Raw genomic sequence first — 15,563 nt, 5'->3', positions numbered from 1 at the left:
CCGGCCGACGCGAATGCGTCCCCTACCTACGACATGACGTCGGCGGACTGGACCCGCAGCGCCCGCTCGATGACGTCGCGGCCCTCCATCACCTGTCGGCGGAGCGAATCCTTGCCGTCGCCGAGCTGAACGAGGAACTCTTCCGCGGCATCGAGGACGTCTCGGTCCGCGATCTGCGGGAACAGCCCCGTGATGATCTGCTGGGAGATCTCGTGTGACAGCTCCGTCCAGACCCGCTCGATCGAGGCGAAATAGCGGTCCACGAAGGGACGCAACAGGGCGTCCCGGCTGGTGGCGTTGAAGCCGGCGATCGCGGAACGCTGGATCACGTTGGGGAGGTCGTGGTGGTCGACGACCATGTCCCACACCTTTTCCTTCGCCTCAACCGTCGGGACGGCGGCGCGGGCCTGCGCGGCCCGCTGGGCGCCGGTCGACGTGTTGTCACGCGCCGCGAATTCGTCGACGTCCGCCGCGGTCCGGCGGCCGGCGGCCACGAGCCCGGTCAGGAGCTTCCAGGCCAGATCCGTATCGATCTCGAGCCCCGGCAGCGTGATCTCCTGGCTGTACAGCCCCTCCAGGATGTCGAGCTGCTCATCGGTCGTCGCGTGGGAGGCGAATGCCTGGACGAACTGCAACTGGCGATCCGAGCCCTCCGGGGCGCCCTGGGAAATTTCCCACAGGCGTTCGGCGGCCTTTTCCCGGGTTTCCTCTTGGGCGTCCGGCCTGACGTACCAACGCAAGGTCGTGGCGAGGTTGCGGAGTTGGGTCAAGACGGTCGTGGAGTCCGTTTCGGCGTCGATGTTATCCAGCAGCATCTCCACGAATTGGCGCGCCGGAATCTGGCCGTCCCTGGTGCCGTTCCAGACCGCGCTCCACACGACGGCACGGGGGAGGGACTCCTCGAAGTTCCTGAGCTGGGTCTTGGCGTGGAAGAAGGACACGTCGTCGAGTCGGACCTTGGCATAGGCCAGGTCTTGGTCGTTGAGGAGGATCACCGCGGGACGGGGGCGCCCGGCCACGTCGGGAATCTCGGTCCGCTCTCCGTCGACGTCGAATTCCACGCCGTGCACCCGGACCAGCTTCTGGTCGACCAGCTCGTAGAAGCCGGCGGTCATGCGGTGCGGCCTCAGGGTGGGGTGCTCATTCGGAGCGGTCTGGATGACCTCGATGCGGACGATGCGGCCGTCCGCGTCGGTCTCGACCGAGGGCGTCAGCGTGTTGACGCCCGCCGTTTCGAGCCAGGCCCGGGACCACGAGCTCAGCTCGCGACCGGAGGTGGCCTCCAGCTCGGTCATGAGGTCGATGAGCGTTGCGTTGCCCCAGGAGTGCTTGCCGAAGTACTCGGTCAGGGCCTTCATGAACTCCTCCTGGCCGACCCACGCGACGAGCTGCCGGAGCACCGAGGCACCCTTGGCATAGGTAATGCCGTCGAAGTTCACCTGAACGTCGTGGAGGTCCTTGATGTCCGCGACGATCGGGTGCGTCGAGGGCAGCTGGTCCTGGCGATAGGCCCAGGTCTTCTCCATGGCCGAGAACGTGGTCCACGCATTCGTGAACCGCGTATTGTTCGCGGCGCTGAGGTGCGACATGAATTCCGCGAAGGACTCGTTGAGCCAGAGGTCGTTCCACCACTTCATGGTCACGAGGTCGCCGAACCACATGTGGGCCAGCTCGTGCAGGACGGTGATCGCGCGGCGCTCGATCATCGCGTCGGTGGTCTTGGACCGGAAGATGTAGTCCTCGAGGATGGTCACGCACCCGGCGTTCTCCATGGCGCCCGCGTTGAACTCCGGGACGAAGAGCTGGTCGTATTTGGTGAACGGGTACGGCACCCCGAACTGTCGCTCGTAATACTCGAAGCCCTGCTTGGTCAGCTCGAAGATGTCCTCGTGATCGAGGTATTCCATGAGCGAGCGGCGAGCGTAGATGTCCAGGGGGATCGTGCGGCCGTCGGCGGAGGTCACCGAGTCGGACACGCGAGAATACGGCCCGGCGACGAGCGCGGTGATGTACGACGAGATGCGGGGCGTGGTCGCGAAGGTCCACACGTCGGATCCTTCGCCCTGTTCCCGGTGCTCGACCGGTTCGTTGGAAATCAGCGTCCAGGAGCTGGGCGCTTTGACGCTGAAGGTGAACTCGGCCTTGAGATCCGGCTGCTCGAACACCGCGAACATGCGACGTGCGTCGGGAACCTCGAACTGGGTGTAGAGGTAGACCTCGTCGTCCACGGGGTCGACAAAGCGGTGGAGGCCCTCGCCGGTATTGGTGAACATGGCGTCCGCGGCGATGGTGAGTTCGTTGTGCTCGGCAAGGTCCGGAAGCTGGATCCGGACGCCGTCGGAGACCTCCGCGGGATCGAGCTCCCGGCCGTTGAGGACGACGGAGGCGACGCGATGCGTGATCGCGTCGATGAATGTGGATGAGCCCGCCACGGCGTCGAAGGAGACGGTGGTCGTGGAAGGAAAGACGCTCTCCGACACGGTCAGGTCGAGGTCGACGCGGTAGGAGTGAACCTTCGTCACGATGTCCGCGCGCTCGGTGGCTTCCTGGCGCGTCAGGTTGAGTCCTGGCATGAGTTCCGCCTTTCGAAGAGGAATCGGTCTGAGTCTCAGGCTATTACAGGAGCCGGTAGGCTTGACTCATCCACACGATGTCACCCTTGAAATCTCTGAGGACGGAAACTTACGTGCGTGTTCACATTGCCACCGACCATGCCGGGCTTGACCTGAGCCGATACCTCGTTGAGTCACTGACGAAGCTCGGGTACGAGCTCGTGGACCACGGGCCGAAAGAATTCGACCCATTGGACGATTACCCGGGCTTCTGCATCAATGCGGCCCTGGGGGTGCGCGCCGACCGAGAACGCGGGCTCGATTCCTTGGGCATCGTCCTGGGTGGGTCCGGAAACGGCGAGCAGATGGCGGCCAATAAGGTTCCGGGCATCCGCGCGGCGCTGGCCTGGAACCATGACACGGCGGCGCTGGCCCGCGAGCACAACAACGCACACGTGGTGGCCGTCGGGGGGCGGCAGCACAGCGTCGAAGAAGCCCTCGAGATCATCAAGGTCTTCCTCGCGACCGAGTTCTCCGGTGAACCGCGCCACGTCCGGCGCATCGGTCAGATGGAGGAATACGAGAACACGGGTCGTATCGTCGGGCAGCATCTCGAGACGGATGACTAGGGTTCATCGGCGTCCGGTGCCCGGGCCTCGGGAGGCATGAGATATGCCCGAGGGACATTCGATTCACCGGCTCGCCCGTCAGTTCGACGACGTCTTCGTGGGGGAGCGGCTCCGGGCCTCGAGCCCACAAGGTCGCTTTGCGCAGGGCGCGGCCCTGATCGACGGGGCACGGGCCGTATCCGCCGCGGCCGTCGGCAAGCACTTCTTCTTGGAGTTCGACAACCGGCTCACCCTCAACGTGCATTTGGGAATGTACGGGGCGTGGACCTTCGGCGGCGACGGGACGTTCCGGGCGGCCTCGTCCATCGGCGCGCCCCGAAAAATTGGCGAGCGAGAGCAACGGTCCGAGGCGACCGGTGAGGACTACCTGGACCCTCCGGCGCCGAAGGCGACGACTCGAGTGAGGCTCGAATCGGAGCACGGCTGGGCCGACCTGGTCGGTGCGACGACCTGCCGGATTCTCGAACCCACGGGGGTCGCCGAGGTCCGTCGAAACCTCGGCCCGGATCCGCTCGACCCCTCGGCCGACCCCGAACCCTTCCACGAGGCCTGTGCCCGGAGCTCGCGCCCGATCGCGGCGGTGCTCATGGACCAGAAGGTCATCGCGGGCATCGGCAACATCTACCGTGCGGAGTCACTCTTCCGGGCCGGAATCGAGCCGCATCGTCCAGCCCGGGATCTGACGCCCGCTCAGGTTGGCATGCTGTGGCGGGACACGGTGGCACTGATGACCACCGGCGTGCAGCTGGGGCGCATCGTCACGACGGCACCGGAACACCGACCCGGAGTCGAGGTGGCCGACGCCTGGCCGGAGCACGCGAATTACGTCTATGGCCGTGCCGGACGACGGTGCCGAGTCTGCGGAGAAGACTCGATCACCGTCGAAGACATGGCCGGTCGCAAGCTGTACTGGTGCCGGACCTGCCAAGTTTAGGGGGCGGCGATCATTCCTCGTCGTTCTCCTTGATGACCCGGCGGATGTCGTCCTGACATGTGACCTCGCCGTTTTCGGCGGCCTCGACCACGATCTGGTGTTGGCGGGCCGTGACCACGGGGACTTCCTCCCCGTTGGAGTCCACAATGGTCACGTCCTTGATCGACTCCCCATCGGCCAAGATCGTCTCGTTGTTCATGAGCCGTTCCAGGTCGTCCCAGCGGATGACGCGGCCCGTGCCGGCCACGAAAACCGAGCGGTTCGTCCGGTCCTTATTCCGCGCGCCGATGTGGTTGAAGACCAGGTTCAGGAGGACGGCCATCAACGTGGCCGACGAGATCCCCGAATGGAAGATGATGCCGATCCACGAGGGGAAGTCGTGATAGAAGTCCGGCTCGACGACCGGGATGATGCCGAAGGCCAGGGAAACGGCCACGATGATCATGTTGAGGTTGCCCTCGTACTCGACCTTCGAGAGGGTTCGGATGCCCGAGGCCGCCACGGTGCCGAACAGGACAACGCCCGCGCCACCCAGAACCGGCGACGGTACGGCTGCCACGACGCCGCCCATGACCGGAAGGAGGCCCAGGACCACCAGGATGGCACCGCCGGCCACGGTCACGAACCGCGACTTCACGCCCGTGATCGCCACCAGCCCGACGTTCTGGGCGAAGGCCGACTGCGTGAAGGAGTTGAAGACCGGCGAGACGGCCGAGGAGAGCATGTCCGCCCTCAGCCCGTTGGCGATGCGCTTCGAGTCAACCTTGGTCCGCACGATGCCGCCGACGGCGATGATGTCCGCGGTGGTCTCGGCGAAGGTCACGATGATGACGATGAACATGGACACGATCGCGGCGACCGAGAAGCTCGGCATGCCGAAGGCGAACGGCTGAGGCACCGCGAGAATTCCCCGATCGAGCACGTGCGAGAAGTCGGTCCAGCCGAAGATGAGCGAGACGACGGTTCCCACCACGATCGCCAGAAGGATCGACAACCGGGAGACCATGGGGATCGGTATCCGGCTCAGGATCAGGACGACCGCGAGGGTGCCCACCGCGATGAGGATGTTCCGGACGCTGCCGTAGTCGGCCGCCTCCGCATCCCCTCCCATCGCCCAGCCGGCGGCGACGGGCATGAGCGACAGCCCGATCGTCGTGATGACGGTGCCGGTGACCACCGGCGGGAAGAACCGGACGATGCGGGCAAAGGCCGGCGCGACGAGCAAACCGATCACCGAGGCGACGATGACCGCGCCGAATACTTCGGGCAGCCCGTCGCCGCCCGCGAGGATCGAGGTCATCGTGGCGACCCCGGAGAACGAGACGCCTTGGACAAGCGGCAGCTTCGAGCCGAAGAACGGAACGCCGAATGACTGCAAAATCGTGGCCAGCCCGCCCATGAAGAGGCACGAGGCGATCAGCACGCTGATGCCATTGCCGTCCAGGCCGGCCGCCTTGCCGATGATCAGCGGGACCGCGATGATCCCGCCGTACATCGTGAGCACGTGCTGCAGCCCGTAGGCGAAGGAATTGGCGATCGGGAGTTTCTCATTCTCCGGAAGAACGGCCGCGGCGTGATCTTCCTGCGACGACTGTTTGGTTGCCGACATCTGTCTCTCCGTCGAGTTCGTGGCTGAACGCTGGCCCTAGGCGACGAGCCCGCGGTGGGGAGTCGAGTGCCGAACGTTCAACGGGGGATCGGTCTGTAAGTTTCCAACATGCGAAAACGGCTTTCCTTATCGCAAAAGCGTAAATCTTCATCAAGCCGTTGACAAGGAGTTTTCGTGATTTGGAGCACATGCTAGAGTGCCGTCTATTCGGTCCCGTGTGACCCAGCGGCCCTCCGTGGGTGCGGCATGGTCGTTCCCGGGAGGCCGGACGGCGGATCAGCAGACGCCGAGAAACCTGAGCTGGCGGCGATTCGCCCCAGCGAAGTCGCCACACCTCGAAATATCCGAGGGAACCATCGACGCGGCAGGGAAAGGCGACTGACATGACAGATGAGGATCGGGGCACCCCCGGAGCGGATGCGAAGGCCGGCAGCGGGGCACAGCCCACCCCGGCCGCCCAGGCTCGGCCGACGGCTTCGACCGTATGGATCAAGGATCCCCTCGCGGTTCACCTGGGACGCGACGTCGATCCGTCACGCGCGGGGCGAGGCCTGGTGGTGGACGCCGCCTCGGGGCGCATCGTCGAGATCGTCGCGGCGGGGCGGGAGCCGACCGTCGACGTCGGCGAGGTCGTCGATGCCCGGGAACACGTCGTGACCCCGGGGCTGATTAATACGCATCACCACTTCTACCAAACGCTCACCCGGGCCTGGGCCCCGGTGGCCGACCTACCCCTGTTCGGCTGGTTGACCAATCTCTATCCGGTGTGGGCTCGGCTCACGCCGCGGGCCCTGGAGCTGGCGACCACGGTGGCCATGGCCGAACTGCTCGAGTCGGGGTGCACGACGGCCGCCGATCACCATTACCTCTTCCCGACCGGGCTCGAGGACGCGATCGATGTTCAGGTCGGTGTGGTCCGCCGTCTCGGGATGCGGGCGATGCTGACGCGCGGGTCCATGTCCCTGGGGGAGAAGGACGGTGGCCTGCCCCCGCAGCAGACGGTCCAGGAGAGCGACGTCATCCTCGAGGACTCCCGGCGACTCGTGGAGGCTTATCACGAGCGTGGCGATGGGGCGCAGGTGCAGATCGGCTTCGCGCCGTGCTCTCCGTTCTCCGTCACGACGGAACTCATGCGTGACAGCGCGACGCTGGCCGAGGACATGGACGTTCGGCTCCACACCCACCTGGCGGAAACCCTCGACGAGGAGGAATTCTGCCGCGAACGCTTCGGCCTGCGCACGGTCGATTACTTGGAGTCCGTCGGCTGGCTCGGCGACAGGACCTGGCTGGCACACGGGGTGCATTTCGACGACGACGAGATCGCCCGCCTGGGCCGGGCCGGCGCGTCGGTGGCTCACTGCCCAACGTCAAATATGAGGCTGGCCTCGGGGATCGCCAGGGCCGTCGAGCTCGAAGACGCCGGCGTCACGGTGGGCCTCGGCGTCGACGGTTCCGCGTCCAATGACGCGTCGAACCTGATGCGTGAGGTGCGGCAGGCGCTGTATGTCCAGCGGCTGCGGTACGGGGCGGAAGCCGTGACGAGTCAGCGTGTTCTCGACTGGGCCACCAGCGGGTCGGCCGCGGCGCTCGGCCGGGACGATATCGGCCGCATCGAGGTCGGCAAACAGGCCGACTTGGCGATGTTTCGACTCGATGGGCTGTCGTTCTCCGGCTCCCACGATCCGATTCCCGCGCTCGTGTTGTGCGGGGCAGAGAAGGCCGACCGGGTGATGATTGCCGGGCAGTGGCGGGTCCTCGACGGCAGGGCGGTCGGTCTGGATCACGAGCGATTGATCGCGGAACATCGGGAGGAAGCCCGGAGGCTCGTCGCCGGTTAGGGGCGTGGGTCGGCCAGATGCGAAAGGGCCCCGGCTGAGAACAGCCGGGGCCTTTCGATGTGGAGGGGATGACGGGAATCGAACCCGCGTAATCAGTTTGGAAGACTGAGGCTCTACCATTGAGCTACATCCCCGTGTGAACCTCGACTATATAACCCCACCGGCGGACCCTTCGTCAAATCGATCGAGCGTCGTGTCGGGGGAAAAATTCGCGGAATCCCGATTTGGCGCATAAACTAGCCTTTGCCTTACGGGGCGTAGCGCAGTGGCTAGCGCGCCTGCTTTGGGAGCAGGAGATCGCAGGTTCGAGTCCTGTCGCCCCGACGTTGGAACACCGGCACCGGTGGATACTGCCCCGACGGGTAGCATGGGCGCCGAGCGCGGTGCGACTCTGACACCAGAATAATTCAGAGCAATTCGACTCGTCTGGCAGACTGCCGGACGGTTTTTGACCCCGACTTGTAGGAGATCAACGGACGTGAAGACCGCCGTCGAGAAACTGAACCCGACCCTGGCGAAGATCCAGGTGGATGTTCCTTTCGAGGAATTCAAGCCGTTTCTCACCAAGACTTATACGGAATTGGCCGAGCAGATCCAGATGCCGGGGTTCCGCAAGGGCAAGATTCCGAACAAGCTCATCGAACAGCGAGTCGGATTCGACTTCGTCGTCGAGAACGCCCTCAACGAGGGACTGAACGGTTTCTACCAGCAGGCCTTGACCGAGAACGAGTTGACGCCTTTGGCTCAGCCCGAGGTCGAGGTGCAGAAGAAGCCGGAAGAGAACGAGCGCGAAGCCGACGTCGCCGTGTCGATCCAGGTTGTTGTCCGCCCCGAGGTTGAGTTGCCGGACTACTCCGGCCTCAAGATCGAGGTCGACGCCGCCGAGGTCACCGCCGAGGACGAGCAGAAGGCCCTCGACGAGCTGCGTGGACGCTTTGGCACGTTGAAGACCGTCGAGCGCCCCGCCGCCGAGGACGACTTCGTGACCCTCGACTTGAACGCGATGATCGGCGAGGAAGAAGTCGACGCCGCCAACGACCTGTCGTACCAGGTCGGCGCCGGCACGATGCTCGACGGACTCGACGAGGCCATCACCGGTCTCTCGGCCGACGAGGACGCAACCTTCGAGACCACGCTGGCCGGCGGGGAGCACTCCGGTGAGGCCGCGACCGTCAAGGTCAAGGTCACCGCCGTCAAGGAACGCGAGCTCCCCGAGGCCGACGACGACTTCGCCCAGATGGCCTCCGAGTTCGACACCATCGACGAACTCAAGGAAGACCTGAAGAAGCAGGCCGCGCAGGGCAAGGTCGTCGAGCAGGGCAATGCCGCTCGCGACAAGGTCCTGGATCGTCTGATCGAGATGGTTGAGGTTCCGGTTCCCGAGAAGGTCGTCGAAGACCAGATCGAGCAGCACTTCAACAACGAAAACGCCGAGCCGGACCACGACACCGAGGAGCACCGCGCGGAGGTTCGTGAGAACACCGAGCGCGCCTTCCGTAACGAGGTCGTCCTGGACGCCATCGCCGATCAGGAAGAGGTCGGCGTCGAGCAGTCGGAGCTGATCGACTACATCATCTCGATGTCCTCGCAGTACGGCATGGATCCCAACCAGTTCGCTCAGATGCTGGACTCTTCGGGCCAGGCCGGAATGATGGTCGGCGAGGTTCGCCGCTCCAAGGCCCTTGCGGCCGTTCTGGAGAAGGCCGAGGTCGTGGATTCCCAGGGCAACGCCGTGGACCTGTCCTCCTACATCAAGCCTCAGGGTGACGGCGAGACCGTCGAGGCGGAGAAGGACGCCGACGAGTCCTAAGGTTTCTTCCCGTCCGTACCCTCCTTGGGTGCTGACGGACGGGTGAATCGTGCATAAGGCGCCCCATCGAGAACTCGGTGGGGCGCCTTTGTGCACCCGACGCGCACTTCGTGACGGCGACGGGCGACATCTTCGGACCCATCGCGGCCTGCCGGAACGCCATCAGCGAACTATCGTGGATCACCCGCGCTTACCGGCCCGGTGGCTACTAGTGTCGGATGCAGAACAAGAGGTCCACCAGGCTTGAGGCCATCGAGGTGGGCGACTTCGAACATCGAGAGAGGTCAGAAGCACAATGGCTCATAACCTTCCTTACGGCGAGAGCACCGTTCGGGACGCGTCCAGCGGTCGTCCGACGATGAGTCGGGAAGCTGGAAACGGACAAGACGATCACGTCTACAACCGTTTGCTCAAGGAACGCATCATCTGGTTGGGCTCGGAGGTCCGCGACGACAACGCGAACCTCATCTGCTCGCAGATGCTTCTGCTGTCCTCCGAGGATCCCAGCGCGGACATCTACCTGTACATCAATTCCCCCGGCGGATCGATCACGGCCGGAATGGCCATCTACGACACGATGCAGCTCATCCCGAACGACGTCGTGACGATCGCGACCGGTATGGCGGCGTCGATGGGGCAGTTCCTGTTGTCCTCCGGAACCCCGGGCAAGCGGTACGCGACCCCCAACGCCCGTATCCTGATGCACCAGCCCTCGGGCGGCATCGGTGGTACCGCCTCGGATATCCGCACGCAGGCGGAGCTGATCTTGTCGATGAAGCGCCGCCTCTCGGAGCTCACCGCCGAGCAGACCGGCAAGTCCGTGGAGCAGATCTTGGAAGACAACGACCGCGATAACTGGTTCACCGCCGACGAGGCGTTGGAGTACGGATTCTTTGACCACATCGCGCAGAGTGCCAACACCGTGGCCGGTGGCGGCGGAACGCTCAAGGACGAGAAGTAGGACAACCCGCGGCCCAGAGCCCGGGAAGACCACGTCAGAGACTTTTGTAGGAGAAACACACATGAATTTCACTTCACCGCAGTCGAAGGGGCCGCAGGCCGGCGGCGTCGAGATGCCCGGTAGCCGGTACGTTCTTCCGAGCTTCGAGGAACGAACCCCTTACGGCTACAAGCGTCAGGACCCGTACGCGAAGTTGTTCGAAGACCGCATCATCTTCCTGGGAGTCCAGGTCGACGATGCCAGCGCGGACGACATCATGGCGCAGTTGCTGGTGCTCGAGGCGCAGGATCCGGACCGCGACATCACGATGTACATCAACTCTCCCGGTGGTTCCTTCACCGCGATGACCGCGATCTACGACACGATGCAGTACATCCGCCCGGAGATTCAGACGGTTTGCCTCGGGCAGGCCGCCTCGGCAGCCTCCGTGCTTCTCGCCGCGGGAACCCCCGGAAAGCGCCTGGCCCTGCCGAACGCCCGAGTCCTGATCCATCAGCCCGCGTTGGCCGGTCAGCAGGGCGGGCAAGCCTCGGACATCGAGATCCACGCCAACGAGGTCATGCGGATGAGGACCTGGCTCGAGGACACCCTCGCGTTGCACTCGGGCAAGAAGTCCGCCGAGGTGAACAAGGACATCGAGCGAGACAAGATCCTGACCGCCAAGGACGCCCTGGAGTACGGCCTGATCGACCAGGTTCTGGACTCCCGTAAGATCAACAAGCCGCAGATCAACACCGCGGACTAGACCCTTCCGCGACGGTACCTCGGTACCGGTGGCATCACGGCGTCGGCCGCCCGGGTTGATCGGGTGGCCGGCGCCTTTGTCATGTGACGCAAGGATTCCTCGCGGAAAGCCCGTCCGCTCCTGGGGTTCCGAGCCGGATTGGCGGGGGAGGAAGACCGCGGTAACCGGCCCGATGAGAGTGCTACGAGGCGAAGCAACCTGTAGCCTAGGAGGGCGAGTCATCGACGTAGTGTCGCGATGTCCGTCACGCACCACCTTCAGAAATGAGGAGCAAGCATGTCGAGAATCGGTGAAAGCACCGACCTACTCAAGTGTTCTTTCTGCGGAAAGTCGCAGAAGCAGGTGCGTAAGCTCATCGCGGGACCCGGCGTGTACATCTGCGACGAATGCATCGAACTCTGCAATGAGATCATCGAGGAAGAGCTGGCCGAAGTCGCCGAGATCACCTCAATGGAATTGCCGAGGCCCCGGGAGATTTTCGACTACCTCCAGGAATTCGTGATCGGTCAGGAACCCGCCAAGCGGGCGCTGTCCGTGGCCGTTTACAACCATTACAAGAGGATCCAGGCCAAAGACTCGTCCAAGCCGCAGAGCGGCGAATCATTACTGGCCAGCGGCGGCGAAGACGTCGATCTCGCCAAGTCGAATATTCTCCTCGTCGGTCCGACGGGCTCCGGTAAAACCTATCTGGCGCAGACGCTGGCCAAAAAGCTCAACGTTCCTTTTGCGATGGCCGACGCGACCAGCCTCACGGAGGCAGGTTACGTGGGGGAGGACGTCGAGAACATCCTCCTCAAGCTCATCCAGGCGGCCGATTACGACGTCAAAAAGGCCGAGACCGGCATCATCTATATCGACGAGATCGACAAGATTTCCCGAAAGTCCGAGAATCCCTCGATCACCCGGGACGTTTCGGGCGAAGGCGTCCAGCAGGCGCTCCTCAAGATTCTGGAGGGGACCGTTGCCGCCGTTCCGCCGCAGGGCGGGCGCAAACATCCGCAACAGGAATTCCTGCAAATTGATACCACTAACGTGCTTTTCATCGTGGCCGGGGCGTTTGCCGGGCTGGAGGAAATAGTCGGTTCCCGGGTCGGTAAGAAGGGCATCGGTTTCGGCGCACCGATTGAGCAGGCCTCCAAGGAGTCGGATATTCTCCGTAAACTCCTGCCCGAGGATCTCTTGAAATTCGGCCTCATTCCGGAATTCATCGGTCGTCTTCCCGTCCTGACGAGCCTCTCAGGCCTGGATGTCGACACGCTGAGCCGTGTTCTCACGGAACCCCGCAATGCGCTCATCAAGCAGTACAAGCGGATGTTCGCCCTGGACGACGTGCAGCTCGAGTTCGACGACGGGGCGGTGCGCGCCGTCGCCGAGCTTGCGATGGAGCGCGGAACGGGCGCGCGTGGGCTGCGGGCCATCCTCGAGGACCTCCTGCAGTCCGTCATGTTCGATATCCCGTCCCGCGAGGATGTGGCCCAGGTGATCGTGACGGACAAGGTCATCACCGACGGCGCCGAACCGACCATCATCACTCGGGCCCCGGAACAAGAGAAAAAAGACGCCTCCTAGGTTTTCCCGTAAATATTGATCTTTGTCGTGATGTTCGGCATAAAGAACGATAACGATATGGTCACGGAATGCGGGAAACGAACAATTCCGATCACGGTTTGATCAAGATTCTTCCGTGAGCTTGAGCGTGCCTGTGGCGCGTGCTTAGCTGGATCACGGCAACGGCACGAACGCACTGGAGGAGATGACATGCACCGGATCTTCAGAATTGCCGTTTCCGTATTCCTCATGGCCACCTCTTTCTTCTTGGTGACCGTGATGCGAGACCAGGGCCTGATCACCGCCGGCGGTCAGATCGGTGCCTTCGCCGTGGCTTTCCTGACGGTCGGAGGCCTCCGGGCCGTCATGTACGGCTTCGACAGCCGGCATGGTTTCGAGCACGAGGTGCAGACCAAGGACACGGTGACCGGCGAAGCCCTGCTCTTCATCGGCGGACTGATGTACGCCTGGCTGATCCTGGGCGTTCTGGTCGGCACCGGTAGCGTCAGCCTCGAATACGAAGACACGATCAAACCGTTCCTCGGGTGGGCTTCCCTGATCGTGGTGGCCCTCACCGCACTTCTCTACGGCGTCGGCATGTTCCGGTTGCGCCGCGGCGAAATCTCTTTGGGCGGCCGGACCGCCCGCGAACGCCGGGACGAGGCCGCGCGGGATCTGGCTCACCACGGGCGGGCATAAAACAGAGAACCTGCTCGTTATCCCTGTCGATGGCGCATTTCGCGCAACTATCAGCGACACGGTAGGAGAAGAGCATGACGCAGCACGCAGAATACTGGTTCGACCCGATTTGCCCGTGGGCCTGGATGACGTCCCGGTGGATGACCGAGGTCGAGCGGCTGCGCGACGTGGAGGTCACCTGGCACCCCTTCAGCCTCGCGATCCTCAACGAAGGCAAAGACCTTGACCCCGAGTACCGCCAACACATCAGTGACGCGAGCGGCCCGGCGCGCGTGGCCATGGCCGTGCGTGAGCAGGCCGGCCAAGAGAAGGTCAAGGCTTTCTACGACGCCGTGGGCACCGCGATTCACCCGGAGAACACCGGTGAAGAGGATTCACGTCAGCGGTATCGCCACGCCGTAGAGCGCGCCCTGTCCGAGGTGGGACTGCCCGCGGAGCTGGCCGACTACGCGGACCAGGAGACCTACGACGAGCAACTCAGGGAGTCCAACGCGCGGGCGCTGGGGCTAGTGGGCGACGACGTCGGCGTGCCGATCATCTCGCTCGACGGGACGGCCTTCTTCGGCCCGGTCATGTCCCCGGCACCCACCGGCGAAGACGCCGCTAAGGTCTGGGACGGCGCCGTGGCGTTGGCCTCGTATCCCGGTTTCTTCGAACTCAAGCGTTCCAGGACCACCGGACCGATCTTCGACTAATCCTGGGTGTCCGTCGAGGACTGTTGCGAGGAGCGCCGGGCCGTCTTGGCCCGGCGCTTTTCCTCTGTGCTGGCCCAGGTGTAGTTCAGCGACTCGTCCGAAGTGTAGTTGATCATCGCGAATACCTGGCTGGCCATCAGCACAAAGACCGCGTACACGGTGGAGGAATCCGACGTGTCGGTCACGATCTGGACCGCGATGATCACGAAGGTCAGGCACAGCAGGGCCAGCTGAATCTGCCGGGCACGGTTGTGGCCTCGGACGACGTTGACCGCCAGGAGGATCTGGATCAGGGACGTCGCGGTGACCAGGAGAGACGCGCCGGCCACGACGAAGGTCCAAAACTCGGTGCCGGTATTGGTCGCAAAGTGTGAGGCCGCGGCGGGAAGGTCGGTGGCCAGATTGTCCCGAACCCCGGGCCTGAAATACAGCATCAGCGTGCGGCCGAGCTGCAGAAGCGCCACCAGGGTGACGAGGGCGCCGGCCACCCAGACGTCCGGCGGAGCTTTTTTCGCCAGCTCGGAGAGATTACGGTGCTTGTGATCGGGGTCCCGGTCGGTTTCGGTCTCGTGGTTGCCGGGCACCACGTCGTCCAGGTTCAAGATCGGCAGATTCCCGTCCGTCTTGATGTGGTCGCCACCCCCGTTGCGGGAGTTGTAGTCGCCCATGAAATTTTCCAGGACCTCGTCGGTGACCTCGGGGTTCTTGTACTGGATCGTGGATTTGGCGTAGTCGCGTTCGAGGTCGGTGTCCGAGTCGACCTTGTGGGTCACCTGAAAGGTGAACAGCGATAGGCCCACGGCATTGTCATACGTCGCCGCGGCCAACCAGTTGACCTTCTTGCCTCCGGGCAGGCTCCAGTCTTGGGGCGTCTTCCAAAAGCGGACGTGGTGCCGCTTGCTGGGATTGCCGTCGACCTCCTGCTGGTACGCGAAGTCTTGCTGCCGCCCGAACAGCAGAAGAGGGCTGACCGGGGCCTCCGGGTAGGAGGATTTCCGGACCGAGGAGACGACGATGCGCCACGAACTCTTCAGGGTCACGGGTTCCGCCTTGGTCCAACCGGCGCGCGTCATCGCTTCGTGGATGTCGTCTTCCTCCGCGACCAGCGCTAGGTTCACCGGATCTCCCAGGAGTCCATCGCCGGTCTGGGTCCGCCCGAAGAAGTAATTCGGGACGTAGATGTTGGTGAGGATGCGGTGCATCCGAGGCAGCGTCAGGTAGGACGCCAAACCCCAGAACACGAGGATGAACAGCACCGACCACCAGCTCAGGTGAACGGCCTCGGTCAAGGAGACGACCGCGAGCCAGAGGCTGGCGATACCGGCAAAGATGAAGTACACCTGGTCCGAGAAGCCATTGAACAGTCGTCGGCCATCCGAGAACTGCTGCTTGATGCGGCTCTCGCCCCTCTTGTCGGTATTGCCCTGGTACACGGGATAATTCGGGTCGTCGTGCACGGTTGCCTCTTTCTTCCGATACGGGTCGGCCCCGCACTCACGGCGGTGACTGCGGGGCCGACTGACCATACCTGATGCCGAGCCGC

General features: G+C 63.8%; 12 protein-coding genes and 2 tRNA genes. 10 read left to right on the top strand and 4 right to left on the bottom strand.

Annotated features, from left to right (window positions below; translation table 11 throughout):
• Positions 1-26: 26 nt before the first annotated feature.
• Positions 27-2,573 (bottom strand): aminopeptidase N, encoded by a 2,547-nt coding sequence (gene pepN / locus CURSPS6_RS04455; RefSeq protein ID WP_030014430.1) that lies wholly within the window; start codon positions 2,571-2,573, stop codon positions 27-29.
• Positions 2,574-2,686: 113 nt separating this feature from the next.
• Between pepN and CURSPS6_RS04450 the strand changes: the two genes are divergently transcribed.
• Together CURSPS6_RS04450 and CURSPS6_RS04445 are read left to right on the top strand one after the other, a co-directional pair.
• On the top strand, positions 2,687-3,181 hold the full coding sequence (locus tag CURSPS6_RS04450) for a ribose-5-phosphate isomerase (protein ID WP_030014426.1): 495 nt from the start codon (positions 2,687-2,689) through the stop codon (positions 3,179-3,181).
• A 43-nt stretch (positions 3,182-3,224) separates the two neighbouring features.
• Positions 3,225-4,115 carry an Fpg/Nei family DNA glycosylase gene (locus tag CURSPS6_RS04445; RefSeq protein ID WP_030014425.1) on the top strand — a complete coding sequence of 297 codons (891 nt, stop codon included), beginning with the start codon at positions 3,225-3,227 and terminating at the stop codon, positions 4,113-4,115.
• Positions 4,116-4,125: 10 nt separating this feature from the next.
• Here CURSPS6_RS04445 and CURSPS6_RS04440 read toward each other — a convergent pair whose 3' ends face one another.
• Positions 4,126-5,724 carry a nucleobase:cation symporter-2 family protein gene (locus tag CURSPS6_RS04440; protein ID WP_035810186.1) on the bottom strand — a complete coding sequence of 533 codons (1,599 nt, stop codon included), beginning with the start codon at positions 5,722-5,724 and terminating at the stop codon, positions 4,126-4,128.
• A 383-nt stretch (positions 5,725-6,107) separates the two neighbouring features.
• Here CURSPS6_RS04440 and CURSPS6_RS04435 point away from each other — a divergent pair, with 383 nt between their 5' ends.
• The gene (locus CURSPS6_RS04435) at positions 6,108-7,562 is read left to right on the top strand and encodes an 8-oxoguanine deaminase (protein WP_082470068.1); all 1,455 of its coding nucleotides are present in this window, start codon (positions 6,108-6,110) and stop codon (positions 7,560-7,562) included.
• A gap of 60 nt (positions 7,563-7,622) precedes the next feature.
• Here CURSPS6_RS04435 and CURSPS6_RS04430 read toward each other — a convergent pair.
• Positions 7,623-7,696 (bottom strand) — tRNA-Gly (locus CURSPS6_RS04430).
• 117 nt (positions 7,697-7,813) lie between these two features.
• Between CURSPS6_RS04430 and CURSPS6_RS04425 the strand changes: the two genes are divergently transcribed.
• The 7 genes from CURSPS6_RS04425 to CURSPS6_RS04395 all read left to right on the top strand — a co-directional run bounded on the left by CURSPS6_RS04425 (position 7,814) and on the right by CURSPS6_RS04395 (position 14,020).
• A tRNA-Pro gene (locus CURSPS6_RS04425) sits at positions 7,814-7,886 on the top strand.
• A gap of 154 nt (positions 7,887-8,040) precedes the next feature.
• On the top strand, positions 8,041-9,372 hold the full coding sequence (gene tig / locus CURSPS6_RS04420; RefSeq protein WP_030014421.1) for a trigger factor: 1,332 nt from the start codon (positions 8,041-8,043) through the stop codon (positions 9,370-9,372).
• Positions 9,373-9,730: 358 nt separating this feature from the next.
• Positions 9,731-10,333 carry an ATP-dependent Clp protease proteolytic subunit gene (locus CURSPS6_RS04415; RefSeq protein WP_030014420.1) on the top strand — a complete coding sequence of 201 codons (603 nt, stop codon included), beginning with the start codon at positions 9,731-9,733 and terminating at the stop codon, positions 10,331-10,333.
• Positions 10,334-10,394: 61 nt separating this feature from the next.
• Entirely contained in the window at positions 10,395-11,078 is a 684-nt protein-coding gene (locus CURSPS6_RS04410) for an ATP-dependent Clp protease proteolytic subunit (RefSeq protein ID WP_051687627.1), read from the top strand.
• A gap of 276 nt (positions 11,079-11,354) precedes the next feature.
• On the top strand, positions 11,355-12,647 hold the full coding sequence (clpX, locus tag CURSPS6_RS04405; protein WP_030014416.1) for an ATP-dependent Clp protease ATP-binding subunit ClpX: 1,293 nt from the start codon (positions 11,355-11,357) through the stop codon (positions 12,645-12,647).
• A gap of 189 nt (positions 12,648-12,836) precedes the next feature.
• Positions 12,837-13,325 (top strand): hypothetical protein, encoded by a 489-nt coding sequence (locus CURSPS6_RS04400; protein ID WP_030014414.1) that lies wholly within the window; start codon positions 12,837-12,839, stop codon positions 13,323-13,325.
• 74 nt (positions 13,326-13,399) lie between these two features.
• Positions 13,400-14,020, top strand: coding sequence for a DsbA family protein (locus CURSPS6_RS04395; protein WP_030014413.1), 621 nt, complete (start codon positions 13,400-13,402; stop codon positions 14,018-14,020).
• On the opposite strand, the gene CURSPS6_RS12290 is transcribed toward CURSPS6_RS04395, so the two are convergent.
• Positions 14,017-15,477, bottom strand: a complete 1,461-nt coding sequence (locus CURSPS6_RS12290; protein WP_235503670.1) for an LssY C-terminal domain-containing protein — start codon at positions 15,475-15,477, stop codon at positions 14,017-14,019. The two genes, CURSPS6_RS04395 and CURSPS6_RS12290, sit on opposite strands and share 4 nt — an antisense overlap.
• Positions 15,478-15,563 lie beyond the last annotated feature (86 nt).

The organism is Curtobacterium sp. S6 (genome assembly GCF_000710345.2).
In the GTDB taxonomy this organism is placed as follows: Bacteria; Actinomycetota; Actinomycetes; order Actinomycetales; family Micrococcaceae; genus Rothia.
This window is presented reverse-complemented; position numbering and strand designations above follow the sequence as displayed.